The organism is Streptomyces qaidamensis, assembly GCF_001611795.1.
Taxonomy (GTDB): Bacteria; Actinomycetota; Actinomycetes; order Streptomycetales; family Streptomycetaceae; genus Streptomyces; species Streptomyces qaidamensis.
This window is the reverse complement of record NZ_CP015098.1, coordinates 8,761,886-8,776,868: the sequence shown is the minus strand read 5'-3', so window position 1 is coordinate 8,776,868 and position 14,983 is coordinate 8,761,886. Positions and strand designations below refer to the sequence as shown.

Sequence of the window (14,983 nt, the reverse complement as noted above, 5' to 3'; positions counted from 1 at the left end):
CCCCGGCCCCGTCGGTCCGGGCGCCGCGCCGCCGTCAGGGGGTCACACGCGTCAGGGCGAGGAACTCGCTGCGGGAGCGGGCGTCGGAGCGCAGGAGGCCGAGCAGGGTGGAGGTCAGGGTGGCGGAGCCGGTGGCCTGCACGCCGCGCGGCGTCATGCAGGAGTGCTCCGCCTCGATGACCACGCCGACGCCCTTGGGCTCCAGATGCGCCTGCAGCCAGTCGGCGACCTGCTTGGTCAGGCGCTCCTGCACCTGGGGGCGGCAGGCGAAGTGCTCGACCACGCGCGCCGGCTTGGACAGGCCCAGGATGCGGGCCCCGGGCAGGTAGCCGACGTGGGCGACGCCGACCACCGGCAGCAGATGGTGTTCGCAGACGGTGCGGACGGGGATGCGCCGGACGAGGACGAACCATTGACTGAACGGCGCCGACTCATCGATCTGGGGATGCCCACGTTCAGCCGGATCGCACCTCACTTCAGCACCACGACGAACCCGCTCAGCTACTGAGGTTGCAGCCGTGTTGTCGCCTGGGCTGACAACACGTGATCGTCGCGGTATAGCCGCGGGGAGTGGAGAACGGCCCCCGGCTGATCTCCCTGACCCACCGCCATCGCCGGTGGACGAGTAGCGGTTGAGGGCCGCACTCCGCGCCAGGGGGGCGGCCCTCGGTTCGTGTCGTTACGAGCCCCAGCCGCCGTACGGCACGGTGATGAGTTCCATGGCGTGGCCCGCCGGGTCCATGGAGTACACGCCGCGGCCACCGTCGTTGTGGTTGATCGTGCCGGGCTGCTTCCGTTGAGGGTCGGCGTAGTGCTCGACGCTGCGCTGTCTGATCTGCGCGTACGCCGCGTCGAACTCCTCCTCGGAGATCAAGAAGGCGAAGTGCCGGGGGGGTGATGCTGTCCGCGGGGACGGTGGCGAAGTCCAGCGTGACGCCGTTGCCCAGGCCGACCGCGATGAACGGCCCCACTCGGCGGTTATCTCAAGGTTGAGCAGGTTCGCGACGAATCCTGCGGACTCCCGGTTGTCCTGGGCAGGGGACGCTCCTCAGGCGGATTCGAGGACCGGCCGGAGTTCGAGTGTCTCAGGGGTGGGGAAGCTGCGGGCCAGCTCGATGGCTTCGGCGTGATCTGTCACCTCCAGCAGGAACCAGCCGCCGAGGGTTTCTTCGCCGCCGTGCACGGGCCCGTCGGTCACCGAGACGGTTCCGTCCGCCGCCGTACGCACGGTGACAGGACCTTGATGCTCGGTGTCGAGGGCATCGCCGCCCGCAAGTTTGCCCGCGGCAGCCAGCTTGCCGATCCATGTCTCGTAGGCCGCGCGGTGGGCATCGCGGTCGGCCTGGATCCGGGCGCGTGACGCGTCGGTCTCGAAGATGACGAGGGCGTACTTCATGACAGGTTCCTCTTCTCGGTGGGTACTGCAGAACTGGTGGCTTTCGCATCGATGGCGGTCGGGTCGAGGCGCGCCAGTGCACCTGTCTCCAGCGCGGTCCATAGCGCGCTGTCCGGGCCCACCGTGATGCCGTGCGGTTCGGAGGCCGGGGTGGGCAGGTCATGGACGGTGACGTTGCCGTCACCGGTGAGCGAACCGACCCGGTTCGCGCCCCACTCGGTGAACCACGTGGTGCCTTGCGCGTCGGTGGTGATGGCGTGCGGCCGGGCCGACCGGTCGGGCAGCGGGTACTCAGTCATCTGGCCGTCGGGTGTTCTGCGGCCGATCTGGCCGGCCGCGATCTCGGTGAACCAGACGGTGCCGTCCTGATCCACGGTGATCCCTACCGGTGCGGCCGCTTCGGTGGGCAGCTCGTGGACCGTGATGCGGCCGTCCATGTCGATGCGGCCGATGGCGCCCGCCTGGTTCATCGTGAACCACATCGCGTCCTGGGACGCGGCGATCGCGGAGGGGAACGCGCCGGTGCGCGGCAGCGGGTATTCGGTGACCGAGCCCTGCACGGTGATCCGGCCGATGCGGTCGGCGGCGGTTTCGGTGAACCACAAAGCCCTGTCTGGCCCGACGGCGATACCGAAGGGGCCGCACTGCGCGGTGGGCAGGGGGAACTCGGTCACCTCGCCGGCGGTGGTGATCCGGCCGATCCGGTGCGCACGGTACTGGGTGAACCACAAGGCGCCGTCCGGCCCGGTGCAGATGACGGTCGGACCGCTGTCCGGGGCCAGTTGATGATGGACCGGTTCCTGCCCCGGGACGAGTCGTCCGATCTGGCCGCTGTGCACCAAGGTGAACCACAGCGCGCTGTCCGGACCCGTGGTGATCGCGTATGGGCCGCCGGCGGGATCGGACACCACATACTCCTCGAATTGCCGTGTCGTCATTGCTTCCCCAGACCCTCGGTGGCGGCGATGCGGGCGATGTCCTGTGGGGAACCGGCCATGATGGTGCGGGCGTTGGCGCTCACCACGTCGACGGGCCAGTCCCACCAGGCGGCGCGCAGGAGCTGCTCGACGGCCTGGTCGTCGAAGCGCTGTCTGATCGCTCTGGCCGGGTTCCCGCCCACGATGGTGTACGGCGGCACATCCGTCGTGACCACGGCACCCGCCGCGATCACGGCACCGTCACCGATCCGTACGCCCGGCATCACCGTGGCCCCGTATCCGAACCACACGTCGTTGCCGACCACCGTGTCGCCGCGGCTCGGCATGCCGGTGACGATGTCGAGCGTCTCCTCGGCCCACCGGCCTCCGAACATGGTGAAAGGGAAGGTGGACGTCCCCATCGACGGATGGTCGGCGCCCGCCATCAGAAACCTCGTGTCGGTGGCGATCGCACAGTACTTGCCGATGATCAAGCGCTCCGGACCGTAGGCGTACAGCACATTGCGCTGGACGAAGTCGGTCGCGCCGTCGGGGTCGTCGTAATACGTGAAGTCACCCGCCGCGACGTGGGTCCCGGTGACCAGGGGTTTGAGGAAGACGACCCGTTCGTGCTCCGGCAGTGGATGGAGCGTGTCCGGATCGGGTGTGCACACAGCATTGCGGTCAGACGTCACGCGGGAATCTCTCCCTGTGGGTTCCAAGGGGCAGGCAAGCAGGCAGCGCAGGGTGTGGGAGCCCCAGAGGCGGCTGAACTGGCTCCGTCCCAGCATGCGGAGCACCGAGTCCGGGAACAACTGCCGATCTTGTTAGGGTCGTTAACTCAGAGGTTCATGAACCGGGACCGTCGCCCGGCAACCGGATCGGAAGCCGCGCGGAGGGGGCGGAGCGGGATGGAACTGCGGGACATAGAGATCTTTCTGACGCTCGCCGAGGAGCTTCACTTCGCTCGCAGCGCCGAACGTCTGAAGGTCTCCCCGGCTCGTGTCAGCCAGGCGATCAAGAAGCAGGAACGTCGCATCGGGGCGCAGCTGTTCGAGCGGACCAGCCGGCACGTACGCATGACACCCCTTGGCGAAGAGTTGCACCGGAGGCTGAAGCCGGCCTTTGAGGACATCCAGGCGGCCATGGCCGAGGTGGCGGCCATCGCCCGTCGGCCCCCCGCCACGCTGACAGTGGGGGTGATGGGTGCGCAGATGCATGAGATGCGCTCGGTCCTCGACCACTTCCGGTCCCGGCACCCCGCCGTCGAACTCCGGTTCAAAGAGGTGTTCTTCAGTGATCCGTTCGGAGCACTGCGGGCCGGTGAGGTCGACACCGTGGCCGCCTGGCTGCCGGTGCGCGAGCCGGACCTCACCGTCGGCGTGGTGCTGCGCGAGGAACCGCTTCGCCTGATGGTGGCCGCGGACCATCCGCTTGCCGGGCAGGCGACGGTGAGCATGGAAGTGCTCGGCGACCACAAGGTGCCGAGCCTGGCCGGCTCCGTTCCCGCCTACTGGGTGAGCGCCGTCCTGCCGCTCTACACACCGGCGGGGCGCCCGATCCGCCGCGGCCCGTCCGTCGCCACCTTCTACGAGGTCCTCGCCCTCGTCGCGATAGGGGATGTGGTGTGCACCGTCCCTGACGAGGGGCGGCGCTACTACGCACTGCCCGACATCGCCTTTGTGTCCATCCACGATGCACCGCCCGTCCAATGGGGCCTGATCTGGCACACGGACCGCGCGACCCCGCTGGTGCACGCACTCGCCGAGGCGGCGACGGAGCAAGGGGCCCGATGGTGCGGTAGGGGCGGGCCCCTCGGCCCGGCCTGCTCCCCTCACGGCGCCGTCGCTGCACCGACCGGAGGCACACCCGAAGCTCCCGGGCGATGACCCCATTGTCCTGATGCCCGGCGAACATCTCGGCCGCCGCATCCGGATGCCCTCGCGGAACACCCGCCGCTCGTCCGTCAGCCCGCCTCCCTGCGAATACCTCACGCATCAGGCATACCGCGACGATCACTGTTGTCAGCCCAGGCGACAACACCGCTTCGACCTCGGTAGTTCAGAGAAGAGTTCGTCGTAGCCCTCGTCATTGGGGAAGGTGGTCAGGTCGAAGGGGCGCGGGCTGAAGAACTCGGCGTAGGCGCGGGCCATCCGGCCGGGGGTGCCGCGCAGGCTCTCCGAGGCCGTGTCGATGCCGAGGGCGCCGAGGAAGCGGCCCGCCGCGGTCTCCGCGGCGGCCAGGTCGATCCCGTCGGATTCGTGGGCCACCCGCAGGGCGGGCCGTGCCGCCGTTGTCGTCTCCTGGTCGAGCAGGTCGCTCCGGAGAGAGGTCTGGGCGGGAAGTCGGTCATGTCAGCTGTCTCCGATGGCGAGGCCGTTGAAGAGGACGCGAGGAGGGGGACAGGGCGAGCGCGCCCGGCCTCCCGGGCGGGTGCGCCGGACGGGGTCGTGCGGAGGGGCGGGAGCGGCTCGCACCGCGGCCGGGCGGGTAGCCCTCGGCCTGGGTGTTCTCGTCGGCGACGCGGACGCCGTAGCGGTAGGCGAGCTTGCCGCCCGGGTAGCCCGAGAGGCCCAGGACCGCCACGCTCACGGCCGACAGGACGAGCCGGCCGACGCCCACCCTGCCGCCGTCGGTGTGGTTGCCGTAGCGCCACAGGAAGTTCACCCCGCAGGTGCCGGTGACCAGGAGGTTCAGCGTCATGTGGACCAGGGCGGTGCGAAAGGCCGGGGTCGCTCGGGGAAGGGCGAGCAGGTCGAGGAATCCGGTCAACCTGGTGCGCGCATGAACCACGCGTTCCTCAGCGGCTACCTCGGCGGCCTGGAGGTCAACGGCGTCCGCGCGGTCCTGGCGCCGGAACCGGGGGAATGCTGCGTCCGGCTGGGCACAGGCGAGGCCGAGGCCGCCGAGGACGAGACGCCCGGGGGCCGGTGAGGACGGCCGTCGCCGCGCGCCTGCGACGGTTCGTCCGGCAGGCCGGGCGAGCGAGCCGGCAGGGGTCTCCTGCGGTTGCCGTGACGCGTGCGCCGGGTTACGACATGACTACCGCGCGTCAGCCGGATCGCGGCGACCCCCTGGGAGAAGTCACATGGCAGTGGAGATCAAGCCTCTGGTGAAACCCTCACGACTCAGGCGTCGCGCGGGCCTGGCGGGCGAGTGCCTGGCGGAGTTCCTGGGGACGTTCGTCCTCATCGCCTTCGGATGCGGTGTGGTGGCGATGACGGTGGCGGCGCTGCCCGGCTCGGGGCGCACCGAGGGACCAACCGTCTTCTTCCTCGGCGCCGGGGACTGGCTTCTGATCACCTGGGGCTGGGCCATGGCCGTGATGTTCGGCATCTACGTGGCCGGCGGTGTCAGCGGAGCGCACATCAACCCGGCGGTCACCCTGGCCTTCGCCGTCCGCCGCAGGTTCCCCTGGGCCAAGGTCGTGCCCTACTGGGCTTCCCAGGTGCTCGGCGCCCTGGCCGGGGCGGCACTGGTCTACGCCGTGTACCACGACGCCATCAACGCCTTCGACGCCGCCATGGAGGGGCCCAAGACGAACGGGCACACCCTCGCCTCGTTCTCCATCTTCGCCACGTTCCCGGCGCCGTACTTCAACGGCGGCGTGTGGGGCCCGCTGGTCGACCAGATCGTCGGCACCGCCTTCCTGGTCATGCTGGTGGTGGCGATCATCGACCTGCGCAACACGGCCGTGAAGGCCAACCTCGGCCCGCTGGTGATCGGCTTCGTCGTGGCGGCCATCGGCATGTCCTTCGGGGCGAACGCGGGGTACGCCATCAACCCGGCCCGCGACTTCGGCCCGCGACTGTTCACCTGGTTGGCGGGATGGGAGGACCTCGCGTTTCCGGGCAGCCTGGCCGGGGCGTTCAGCGCCTACTGGTGGATCCCGATCGTCGGGCCCCTCGTGGGCGGCGTGATCGGCGTGCTGGTGTACGACCTGTTCATCGGGGACGTATTGCACGCCCGCGCGCAGCAGGGCGTGCCGCCGGAGCCCGGGCGGACGCGCCCCACCACGTCCGACGAGGACTGACCGCCCAGCGGCCGGGGCGAGGGCCGGTGCTGGATTCCTCGGGGCACCCGCCCGTGAGCGGTGCGGATCGCCTGCCGGACAGGTGAACCGGCCGCGGCAGCCCCGAATCGGACGGTGGAGCGATCCATGACCGACCAGGAGGGGTTCCCGGGCGCGGCCGACGCTCCCGTTCCGCGGATCCTGGGCAACACCGAGTCGCTCGCCGCGACCGACCCGGGCTCGGCCGGCGCCCTGTGGCGCCTTGCCGAGCCCGGCCGCCAGCTGGACGCCAACCTCATCCGCCTCCCGCCCCGGGGGTCCATCGACACCCATGCCGAACCCGACCTCGACGTCCTCCTGCTCGTGGTCGCCGGCGACGGCACGCTCGGTGCCACGGACGGTCCGCACCCGGTGGAACCCGGCAGCCTCGTCTGGCTGCCGCACGGAAGCGTTCGCAACGTGACCGCGGGCGAGAGCGGCCTGACCTACGTGACGGTCCACCGCCGCCGCCCCGGCATGCAGATCCAGGGCCGCCCCCGCCCGTAACAGCCGTACCGGGCGCGAAGGCGAGCGGCCGGGGCCCCTCGGTGCCGTGAGTTCGCGGCGGGGCGAGCACGAGTATTGACGGTGGCGCTGCGGCGGCCCTACGGTCCCATCCGACAACACGAACATCGTTCGGTATATCGATCGAGTGCGGTGAAGCGCAGCCCCCTCCCGGAGCTGAACAGGGGACCGGTCCTCCCCGACTCCGCCCGGCAGAGCGGCAGTCCGGCACCCTCGCCTCCTTGGAGACCATGATGAGCGCACACCCCCACCTTTCCCGCCGCGGACTCCTCGGCATGAGCGCCGCCGTGCCACTCGCCCTGGCCCTCGGCAGCGGCACCGCACACGCCGCCGACTCGGCGTACGCGATGGTCTACTTCACCGAGTCGAACAAACTCGGCGACGGCACCGACTACGGCCTGCACCTCGCCATCAGCCGCGACGGGCTCAACTGGACGCCGCTCAACCAGAACAACCCCCTGGTCACCCCCACGGCCGGGGCGCTCGGGCTGTGGACCCGTTCCTGATGCGCAAGCAGGACGGCACGTTCGTCGTCCTCGCCACCGACCTCAAGGGCACCGACTGGAACTACAACAGCCAGTACATCCACGTCTGGGACTCGGCCGACCTCCGCACCTTCACCGGCTACCGGCGGCTCAAGCTCCACGACATGGCCACCCACAGCTGGGCCCCCGAGGCGTTCTGGGACGCGGGCCGGCGGCAGTACGCGGTGATCTACTCCTCGGTCAACTCCAGCGGCCACAACGTGATCATGGTCAACTACACGACCGACTTCGTGACCGCCTCCGCCCCGCAGGTCTTCTTCGACCCCGGCTACGACGTCATCGACGGCGACATGGCCATCGGCGTGAACGGCTACAACTACCTCTACTTCAAGAAGAACCAGACACTGGTGGGCGCCAGGTCCACCAGCCTGAACCCCGGCAGCTTCACGGAGTTCGGCACCGGCGTGGCGCACGGCGGCACCGAGGCGCCGACCGTGGTGAAGTCGCTGACCTCCGGCACCTGGTGGCTGTGGGGCGACACCTACACGCCCAACGGCGTGTTCTACGCCTGGCAGTCCACCAACCTCGCCGCCGGCAGCTGGACGGCCCTCGACCAGCGGACGTACACGCAACCGGTCAACTCCAAGCACTGCGGCATCGCGACGATCACCACGGCCGAGTACGACAACCTGCTCGCGAAGTGGGGCGCGCCGGCCTGGAACCGGCTCAAGTCGTTCAACTACCCGTCCCGCTACGTCCGCCACGCCGACTACCTGGGCCGTATCGACGAGTACCCGATCGAGCCGTACAAGGACTCCCTGTGGACCCTGGTCCCGGGGCTCGCCGACAGCTCCGGGGTCTCCTTCCGGTCCGTCAGCCACCCCACCCGTTATCTGCGGCACTACAACTACGCGCTGCGCCTCGACGTCGACGACAACACGTCGACGTTCGCCGCGGACGCGACCTTCCACCGCACGGCGGGCCTGGCGGACGCCACCTGGTCCTCGTTCCGGTCGCACAACAACCCGACCCGCTACATACGCCACGCCGACTACGCTCTGCGCATCGACCCGGTCTCCACGACGACCGACCGGCAGGACGCGACCTTCCGCGTCGGCTACTGAGCGCCGGAGTTCGGCGGCCACATCGGGTGCCCGGGCCCAACAGCCGTGTGATCCGGTGCGTGTCTCCTCGCGGAGCGCGAATCCGGCAGAAGGAGGCAGTCTCATGCGAGGAGCACGGAGCCGGATCCTGGTGACCGGGTCCGCGGACGGGCTCGGGCGGGCCGCGGCTCAGGCGCTGCTGGCCGCGGGGCACGACGTGGTGGTGCACGCCCGGAACCAGGAGCGCGCGGCGGCGCTCGGCCGGTTCGCCGACCGTGGGGCCCAGATCGTGGTGGGCGACTTCGCCGAGCGTGACGCCGTGCGGCGGGTCGCCGAGGAGCTGAACGCATCGCCCCCGCTCGACGCCGTCATCCACAATGCCGGGGTGTGGAGCGGACGGGCGGTCATGCCCGTCAACATCGTCGCGCCCTATCTGCTGACCGCCCTGCTGCGCGGGCCGCGCCGGCTGGTGTACCTGAGCAGCAACTCGCACCTCGGCGGGGACCCGTCGTCGCTGGACGCGGTCGACTTGCGGGGCGGCAGCCCCGGGTCGTACGCCGACAGCAAGCTCTTCGTGACGACCCTGGCGACCGCGGTGGCCCGGCTGCGCCCCGGAGTACTGAGCAACGCCGTGGACCCCGGCTGGGTGCCGACGAGGATGGGCGGGCCGAGCGCGCCGGACGACCTGGAGCTCGGCCACCAGACGCAGGAGTGGCTGGCGTCGAGCGACGACCCGGAGGCCCTGACCGCCGGCGGGTACTGGTACCACGGCCGGCGGTTGCAGCCGCATCGCGCCGTTCACGACGTGGCGTTCCAGGACCACCTCGTGCGGGCCCTGGCCGAGGAGACGGGCACCGCCCTCTGAGCGGCCGGGCCCGTCCTCAGTCCGCGGAGCCCGCCCGGCCCGGCCCATCGGGGCCGGTCGGTTCGTAGTCGAACCAGTCGAAGTGAACGGTGCCCGCAGCGGCGTACATGCCGATGACGCGACCGGTGAAGCCGCCGGCGACCTCGGTGGACAGATACCTGCCGTCGAGCGCGGCGAGTTCGGTGAAGGCGCCCTGCGGGTCCTCGATGCCGAGGGAGATGGTGTCCGGCCCCTGGCGTGCGTCACTGACCTGACCGGTGACCGCCGTCCCGATCCTCAGCACCACCGGGCCGGCGGCCGTCGCACGGGACGCCACCTGTGCGCGGAACGGGCCGACGCGCGTCAGGACCCGCACCTCGCCCGGCGTCACCTCGATCTCGTAGTGGTGCTCCTCGTCGAGGCGGACGGCCAGGCCTCCGCGCCCCTCCGCCGGGTCCACCAGGACCCGCGCGCGGCACGACACATGCTGCTGGCGACGGCCCACGAAGCTGACCTCGGGGTCGTCGAGCGACTCGCCCGCCGCGCGGAGGCTCAGCCAGCCGGCCCGTTCCTTCGTGGTGCAGTTCTCCGCGGGCCGCGAGCGCAGCGAGATCCAGGCGGGGGCGAGTTCGCCGGAGTCGAAGTCGTCCCGGACCGGCGGGGCCGCGGGCTCCCGCAGCGGCCACGGGGGCGGGGCCAGGACGGTGGACAGCTCGCCGACGACCGGCCAGCCCTCGGACCAGGTCACCGGCACCAGGAAGGTCTCGCGGCCCAGTACGTGCCAGCCGGGCGTGCCACCGTGCGGCCGGACGCCGAGCAGGACCATCCACCACGAGCCGTCCGGCCCCTCCACCAGGTCGGCGTGGCCGGTGTTCTGGATGGGGTGGTCGGTGCCCCGGTGGGTCAGGATCGGGTTGGCGGGGCAGGGCTCGAAGGGGCCCTGCGGGGTGCGGCCGCGGGCGATCGAGACGCCGTGGCACCGCTCGGTGCCGCCCTCGGCGATGAGCAGGTACCAGTAGTCGCCGATGTGGTACAGGTGCGGTGCTTCGGGTGCCTTGGCGCCGGGGGCGCCGGACCAGAGAGGTCGCCGTTCGCCGAATGTCTCTCCCGTGTGGGGATCGATGCGGATCTGCCCGACTCCGGCGGTGGTGCACCAGCAGGTGCCGTCGTCGTCCCAGGCCAGGTCGGGGTCGATGCCGTGCACGCCGGGCAGCGGGATCGGGTCGGACCAGGGTCCGGCCGGGTCGGTGGTCGTGAACAGCAGGTTTCCGTCGCCGCTCACGTTCGTGACGATCAGCCAGAAACGCCCGTCGTGATGGCGCAGGGTCGGGGCGTAGATGCCGCCGGAGGAGCGTGTGCCGGGCGGCAGGCGCAGCTGGCCCGGCCGGTCGAGCGCGTTGCCGATCTGGGTCCAGTGCACCAGATCCCGGCTGTGGAATATCGGTACGCCGGGGAAGTACTCGAAGCTGGAGCACGCGAGGTAGTAGTCCTCGCCGGCCCGGCAGATGCTCGGATCCGGATGGAAGCCGGGGATCACGGGGTTGGTGACGGGGGAGCTGGTGCGGGGCATGCTCGACACCCTCATCGGGTCCTTTCGCCGATAACTGGTCTTCCACAAAGGGCCGTGCGGCAGCGCAGTCGGCTCGTCACGCGGTACGAGCGGGACGGCAACCGGTAGGAGGCTACGCCGCCCACGACAGCGCGGCACCGGCGTCCGGCCGGGAGCTCACATGGGAGGGGCCAGGCGGGGCACCCGTGTCTGCGTTGACCTGCGGGTGCGAGCCGAACGGGGAGTCGAGTGATGAGCGCCGAAGACGGGGACAAGCTGCTGGACGGGCTGACCGTGGACAGCAGCAGAAGAGAGCAGCCGATCGTGCTGGACCGCGACGGACGCCCCATCCGGACGTGGCGGGAGAACTATCCCTACGACCGCAAGGTGAGCCGCAAGGAGTACGAGCGGACCAAGCGCATCCTGCAGATAGAGCTGCTCAAGCTGCAGCGGTGGGTGAAGGACACCGGTGCCCGCGTGGTCGTCGTGTGCGAGGGGCGTGACGCGGCGGGCAAGGGCGGCACGATCCAGCGACTCATCGAGCGGCTCAACCCGCGCGGCGCGCGCGTGGTCGCCCTGGACAAGCCCACCGAGCGCGAGGTGGGCCAGTGGTACTTCCAGCGGTACATCGCGCATCTGCCGACGGCCGGGGAGATCGTCTTCTTCGACCGCTCCTGGTACAACCGGGCCGGCGTGGAACGTGTGATGGGCTACTGCTCCAAGGACGCGTACGAGCTGTTCCTCGACCAGTGCCCGGACTTCGAACGGATGCTGGTGGACGACGGCGTCCTGCTGGTGAAGTTCTGGTTCTCCGTGTCGCGCTCCGAGCAGCGCACGCGCTTCGCGATCCGGCAGGTCGACCCGGTGCGCCAGTGGAAGCTCTCCCCCACGGACCTGGCCTCCCTGGACCTCTGGGACGAGTACACCGAGGCGAAGGTGGACATGTTCCGGGCCACCGACACCGCCCATGCCCCCTGGACCGTCGTCAAGAGCAACGACAAGCGGCGCGCCCGGCTGGAGACCATGCGCAGTCTGCTGTCGCGCGTGGACTACGCAAGCAAGGACCGGCAAGCGGTCGGCACACCCGATCCCCTCATCGTCGGCGCCGCCGACACCCTGCTGGAACCGGGCGAGGAGGATGCGGCGCTGTCACCCACCCCGCTGTCGCCCGGCGTCCACGGACCCGGCACGCACCCCGAGAACGACTGACGCTCCCGGGCCCCCTGCCGCAGGTGGGAGGGGGCCCCGGGCTCGCGTCATCGCCGGGCTGCCGCGCGCGTTTCCGTGCGGTGGTCGTAGTACGCCCAGACGCTCACCGCGGCCACCGCGGTGAGCGCGACCGTCAGGACCCGCACGGCGCCGCCGGTCAGGTAGGCGACGAGACCGGTGAGCCCCGCTCCGGACAGCATGATCAGGCGGCTGACGAAGCGGTTCTCGGGAGGCTGGGGGTCCTCCCGGTCCTTGAGGTCGTGCAGGGCGTCATGAGCCGGATGCGCGGAACCGCGCCGGGCGCGGGCGCGGTACGCAAGTCCGTAGCTGATCAGTGCGTACAGCGCGACCGCGCCCAGGACCCAGAGCCATAGGTAGGGGTCGTCACTCGACCCTCGTGCCAGGTACACGACGCTTCTCCTTCAGGAGCGGGCCTCACCGGCACCGGGGTCGGGGTCGGGGTCGGGGTCGGGGTCGGCGGGACGGAAGCATGCCGTCACCGTCTTGCCGTGCCGCTGGCACCTCATCCCCCACTCGTCGGCGAGCTTGCTCACGATCGCCACCCCGCGGCCCGAGACCTCGCCCGGCTCCGGTTCGCGCTGGCGCGGCAGTGTCGGGTCCTCGTCGTGGACGCTGACATGGAGGCAGTCGCCGTCCCAGGTCAGGACGAGGTGCGCGTCGCTGTGCGCGTGGATGTGCGCGTTGGTGATCAGCTCCGACACCGCCAGCACGATGGCGTCCACCGTGTCCGGCTCGGCAGCGGCCCAGGGCATGGACTCAAGACGCCTGCGTGTCCACTCCCGTCCTGCGCGTACGCCTTCGGACATCCGGAACGAATGCGCCCAGCCCATCGCCTTCACCGACACTCCCCCGGTCCCCTCTCCTCCGGCCACACACCATCTCGTGCCCGGACCGTGTACCCGGCCCGCGCCTGGTCAGGCCTGCGGAGCCCCCAGTGGGTGACCGGAGGCCTCGGCGCCCCTGCGTGACCCGGCGCCGCCGCAAGCCCTCGAGGTCCCGCCCTCCTCCGGTGGCTGCTCGACTCGGTGACCCTGTCCGCGGCGTTCGTCATCCACGGCCGTCTGGACATGGTGGCCACCAACGCCCTCGCCCGCGCCCTGTTCGCCCCCTGTTCGACAGCGGGGTGACACGGCCGAGCCGGGCACCGCGTACGAGGAGCGGCTGAAGTTCCTCGCCGGTTGGGCGGCGACCGGGCTTGAGGCGGCGCACCCCGCCGGTGACCGGGAGCGCTGAACGGGCGCCCTGCGCGGGGCGAAGCGAGCAGGACCCGCCCCGATGCGGATGGTGGGCGGGCCCTGCTCGTGCGCACCATTGTCGGGACCGCGCGGCGGAGGGTCCACGCGTGAGCTCTCCCGATACGCGCGCGGCGCGCACACCCCGCGCGCATGGCGCACATCCCGTGCATCCGGCGCCACTCCGGAGCGCCGCCGGGTGCCGGATCGCGCTGCCCGGTGCCCCATCGCGCCGGGCGGTCGCCTCACACAGCCGCCCGTGCGTCACATGGCAGCGGCCGACACGGGTAGGCGGTGCGCATGACCGACGGCGCACGCCGCGGCCGACCCGGGAGGTGAAGGCTCGTGGACACGTACCTCACCGGCGCAGGCGACCGGGTGCGACCCCGGGTAGCACCTGTCGGCCTGCGGCGACGATACTGGCAGCCGCACGTACCCCCGCTCACAGATGGACCCATGCAGACCTCCCTCACCGTCCGCCCCATGACTCCCGCCACGGTGTGGCCGGCGCGCGGCCGCCACGCCCCGGGTGACGCGGAAGACGTACTCCGGCGCTCGCTGCAGCAGCGCAAGGACAGTCAGGCCATCGACGACTTTCTGGAGTTGCCCGAAGACGAGACCGGTCCGGCGGAGCGGGTCTTCGAGGCCCGCTGGCGGGTCGGCGACGACGTGACCGTGCGGGCCCGGCTGAGCCTGAAACCCGGCGTCGGCGAAGACGCCGGGCAGGAGTGGATGCTGGTCGCCGAGGCCGAGCAGCCGTGGGACCACGCGTGGCCCTCCCCCACCGGCCTGTTCTGGCCGCAGGAGCCGGACACGGCCTGGGACCAGGACGCCTCGACGCGCCTGGTCCCGGGTGAGATCAACCCGCTGCCGAAGGACGACAAGGAGATCCGCCGCCTGCTGAGGAACGCGGTGCACGGCGGATGGCACATCCACGTGGTCGTCCACGAGGCGATGAGCACCGACGACCGGGGGCGCACGCCACTGGCGCAGTGGCTGCCGCCGGGCCTGCGGCCCCGTGTGGTGGAGCATCACGCCGCCCCGCAGCAGCTGCGCGGCCTGAACTGGGCCCTGCGGGACTCCGGCGTCCAGGTGCCGCGCGGTGGAGCGGTGGTGCTGCCGGGCGCCCCCGCGCCGGAGGGCTACGACGCCCAGGACTTCTCCGTGCGCGCGGTGTTCCTCGACGGTTCGGAGCCGGCCGACCTCGTCGACGCGGTGACGCGGTTCGCCGCGCTCCCGAGGCCCCTGCCCGACGGCGCCGAGGACGCCCTCACCGCGCTGCGCGAGAACTGGCACCTGCTGACGCTCCAGGAGGAGCTGGAGCGCCAGCGCGGTCTGGTGGCCATGTACGCCGAGGCGCTGGAGGCGATGACGAAGTCCCGTGACCTGTACCGGGAGGCGGCCGAAAGCGCCCACGAGGCCCTGGCCGCCTACCAGGAGTCCGCCGGGACCGCTCCCGCCAGACCCCAGCCGTCCGATCCGCCGGCCGCGTCCCCGCTCCAGCAGCTCACACGGACGTTCGAGCGCTTCAAGGTCAAGCGTCCCGCGACCGCGCCCGCCGATGAAGGGGCCGCCGCCCAGCGCGTGACGTCGGAGCAGTAGGGGCGCGGGGGCGGGAGGAGCATCCTCCTCGTGGGGCGCAGGTGTCAGC

General features: G+C 71.1%; 17 protein-coding genes and 3 pseudogenes. 10 read left to right on the top strand and 10 right to left on the bottom strand.

What is annotated here, in order from left to right:
* Positions 1 to 34: 34 nt before the first annotated feature.
* Positions 35 to 406: pseudogene (folE, locus tag A4E84_RS44000) on the bottom strand (GTP cyclohydrolase I); the annotation flags it as partial.
* On the opposite strand from folE, the gene A4E84_RS45975 reads away from it, so the two are divergent.
* The gene (locus tag A4E84_RS45975; RefSeq protein ID WP_213084253.1) at positions 335 to 508 is read left to right on the top strand and encodes a hypothetical protein; all 174 of its coding nucleotides are present in this window, start codon (positions 335 to 337) and stop codon (positions 506 to 508) included. The pseudogene folE and the gene A4E84_RS45975 overlap by 72 nt on opposite strands.
* A 171-nt stretch (positions 509 to 679) precedes the next feature.
* Here A4E84_RS45975 and A4E84_RS38470 read toward each other — a convergent pair.
* The 4 genes and pseudogenes from A4E84_RS38470 to A4E84_RS38455 all read right to left on the bottom strand — a co-directional run bounded on the left by A4E84_RS38470 (position 680) and on the right by A4E84_RS38455 (position 3,008).
* Positions 680 to 997: pseudogene (locus A4E84_RS38470) on the bottom strand (VOC family protein).
* A 51-nt stretch (positions 998 to 1,048) separates the two neighbouring features.
* The gene (locus tag A4E84_RS38465) at positions 1,049 to 1,396 is read right to left on the bottom strand and encodes a YciI family protein (RefSeq protein WP_062930965.1); all 348 of its coding nucleotides are present in this window, start codon (positions 1,394 to 1,396) and stop codon (positions 1,049 to 1,051) included.
* Positions 1,393 to 2,334 carry a Vgb family protein gene (locus tag A4E84_RS38460; RefSeq protein ID WP_062930964.1) on the bottom strand — a complete coding sequence of 314 codons (942 nt, stop codon included), beginning with the start codon at positions 2,332 to 2,334 and terminating at the stop codon, positions 1,393 to 1,395. The genes A4E84_RS38465 and A4E84_RS38460 overlap by 4 nt, the downstream gene beginning before the upstream one ends.
* Positions 2,331 to 3,008 (bottom strand): CatB-related O-acetyltransferase, encoded by a 678-nt coding sequence (locus A4E84_RS38455; RefSeq protein ID WP_237305081.1) that lies wholly within the window; start codon positions 3,006 to 3,008, stop codon positions 2,331 to 2,333. The genes A4E84_RS38460 and A4E84_RS38455 overlap by 4 nt, the downstream gene beginning before the upstream one ends.
* 216 nt (positions 3,009 to 3,224) lie before the next feature.
* Between A4E84_RS38455 and A4E84_RS38450 the strand changes: the two genes are divergently transcribed.
* Positions 3,225 to 4,202 (top strand): LysR family transcriptional regulator, encoded by a 978-nt coding sequence (locus tag A4E84_RS38450; RefSeq protein ID WP_079129291.1) that lies wholly within the window; start codon positions 3,225 to 3,227, stop codon positions 4,200 to 4,202.
* A gap of 135 nt (positions 4,203 to 4,337) precedes the next feature.
* Here A4E84_RS38450 and A4E84_RS38445 read toward each other — a convergent pair whose 3' ends face one another.
* Together A4E84_RS38445 and A4E84_RS38440 are read right to left on the bottom strand one after the other, a co-directional pair.
* The gene (locus A4E84_RS38445; RefSeq protein WP_237305080.1) at positions 4,338 to 4,583 is read right to left on the bottom strand and encodes a tunnelling fold family protein; all 246 of its coding nucleotides are present in this window, start codon (positions 4,581 to 4,583) and stop codon (positions 4,338 to 4,340) included.
* A gap of 79 nt (positions 4,584 to 4,662) precedes the next feature.
* Complete coding sequence (locus A4E84_RS38440) at positions 4,663 to 5,106, bottom strand: DUF2231 domain-containing protein (protein WP_079129290.1); 444 nt, start codon at positions 5,104 to 5,106, stop codon at positions 4,663 to 4,665.
* On the opposite strand from A4E84_RS38440, the gene A4E84_RS42690 reads away from it, so the two are divergent.
* The 5 genes and pseudogenes from A4E84_RS42690 (at position 5,098) to A4E84_RS38420 (ending at position 9,342) form a co-directional block, all read left to right on the top strand.
* Positions 5,098 to 5,247 carry a hypothetical protein gene (locus A4E84_RS42690; RefSeq protein ID WP_237305079.1) on the top strand — a complete coding sequence of 50 codons (150 nt, stop codon included), beginning with the start codon at positions 5,098 to 5,100 and terminating at the stop codon, positions 5,245 to 5,247. The two genes, A4E84_RS38440 and A4E84_RS42690, sit on opposite strands and share 9 nt — an antisense overlap.
* A 154-nt stretch (positions 5,248 to 5,401) precedes the next feature.
* On the top strand, positions 5,402 to 6,346 hold the full coding sequence (locus A4E84_RS38435; RefSeq protein ID WP_062930962.1) for an MIP/aquaporin family protein: 945 nt from the start codon (positions 5,402 to 5,404) through the stop codon (positions 6,344 to 6,346).
* 126 nt (positions 6,347 to 6,472) lie between these two features.
* On the top strand, positions 6,473 to 6,871 hold the full coding sequence (locus A4E84_RS38430) for a cupin domain-containing protein (protein ID WP_062930961.1): 399 nt from the start codon (positions 6,473 to 6,475) through the stop codon (positions 6,869 to 6,871).
* Between the two features lie 251 nt (positions 6,872 to 7,122).
* Positions 7,123 to 8,498: pseudogene (locus tag A4E84_RS38425) on the top strand (glycoside hydrolase family 43 protein).
* Between the two features lie 103 nt (positions 8,499 to 8,601).
* Entirely contained in the window at positions 8,602 to 9,342 is a 741-nt protein-coding gene (locus A4E84_RS38420; protein WP_062930960.1) for an SDR family NAD(P)-dependent oxidoreductase, read from the top strand.
* Positions 9,343 to 9,358: 16 nt separating this feature from the next.
* Here A4E84_RS38420 and A4E84_RS38415 read toward each other — a convergent pair whose 3' ends face one another.
* Entirely contained in the window at positions 9,359 to 10,891 is a 1,533-nt protein-coding gene (locus A4E84_RS38415; protein WP_237305078.1) for a glycoside hydrolase family 43 protein, read from the bottom strand.
* 231 nt (positions 10,892 to 11,122) lie between these two features.
* On the opposite strand from A4E84_RS38415, the gene ppk2 reads away from it, so the two are divergent.
* On the top strand, positions 11,123 to 12,079 hold the full coding sequence (gene ppk2, locus A4E84_RS38410; protein ID WP_174569494.1) for a polyphosphate kinase 2: 957 nt from the start codon (positions 11,123 to 11,125) through the stop codon (positions 12,077 to 12,079).
* A gap of 47 nt (positions 12,080 to 12,126) precedes the next feature.
* Here ppk2 and A4E84_RS38405 read toward each other — a convergent pair whose 3' ends face one another.
* On the bottom strand, positions 12,127 to 12,489 hold the full coding sequence (locus tag A4E84_RS38405; protein ID WP_062930957.1) for a hypothetical protein: 363 nt from the start codon (positions 12,487 to 12,489) through the stop codon (positions 12,127 to 12,129).
* Positions 12,490 to 12,501: 12 nt separating this feature from the next.
* Positions 12,502 to 12,945: an ATP-binding protein gene (locus tag A4E84_RS38400; protein ID WP_062930956.1), complete on the bottom strand. Its 444-nt coding sequence runs from the start codon at positions 12,943 to 12,945 to the stop codon at positions 12,502 to 12,504.
* 180 nt (positions 12,946 to 13,125) lie between these two features.
* On the opposite strand from A4E84_RS38400, the gene A4E84_RS42685 reads away from it, so the two are divergent.
* The gene (locus A4E84_RS42685) at positions 13,126 to 13,227 is read left to right on the top strand and encodes a hypothetical protein (protein WP_237305077.1); all 102 of its coding nucleotides are present in this window, start codon (positions 13,126 to 13,128) and stop codon (positions 13,225 to 13,227) included.
* Positions 13,228 to 13,788: 561 nt separating this feature from the next.
* Positions 13,789 to 14,934: a hypothetical protein gene (locus A4E84_RS38395; RefSeq protein ID WP_174569493.1), complete on the top strand. Its 1,146-nt coding sequence runs from the start codon at positions 13,789 to 13,791 to the stop codon at positions 14,932 to 14,934.
* The last annotated feature ends 49 nt before the right edge of the window (positions 14,935 to 14,983 follow it).

Bases quoted from the DNA above. Each gene is read 5' to 3' on its own strand.
- A4E84_RS38465 (WP_062930965.1), bottom strand. From the start codon at position 1,396: ATGAAGTACGCCCTCGTCATCTTCGAGACCGACGCGTCACGCGCCCGG.
- A4E84_RS38460 (WP_062930964.1), bottom strand. From the start codon at position 2,334: ATGACGACACGGCAATTCGAGGAGTATGTGGTGTCCGATCCCGCCGGC.
- A4E84_RS38450 (WP_079129291.1), top strand. From the start codon at position 3,225: ATGGAACTGCGGGACATAGAGATCTTTCTGACGCTCGCCGAGGAGCTT.
- A4E84_RS42690 (WP_237305079.1), top strand. From the start codon at position 5,098: ATGAACCACGCGTTCCTCAGCGGCTACCTCGGCGGCCTGGAGGTCAAC.
- A4E84_RS38435 (WP_062930962.1), top strand. From the start codon at position 5,402: ATGGCAGTGGAGATCAAGCCTCTGGTGAAACCCTCACGACTCAGGCGT.
- A4E84_RS38430 (WP_062930961.1), top strand. From the start codon at position 6,473: ATGACCGACCAGGAGGGGTTCCCGGGCGCGGCCGACGCTCCCGTTCCG.
- A4E84_RS38420 (WP_062930960.1), top strand. From the start codon at position 8,602: ATGCGAGGAGCACGGAGCCGGATCCTGGTGACCGGGTCCGCGGACGGG.
- A4E84_RS38415 (WP_237305078.1), bottom strand. From the start codon at position 10,891: ATGCCCCGCACCAGCTCCCCCGTCACCAACCCCGTGATCCCCGGCTTC.
- ppk2 (WP_174569494.1), top strand. From the start codon at position 11,123: ATGAGCGCCGAAGACGGGGACAAGCTGCTGGACGGGCTGACCGTGGAC.
- A4E84_RS38395 (WP_174569493.1), top strand. From the start codon at position 13,789: ATGCAGACCTCCCTCACCGTCCGCCCCATGACTCCCGCCACGGTGTGG.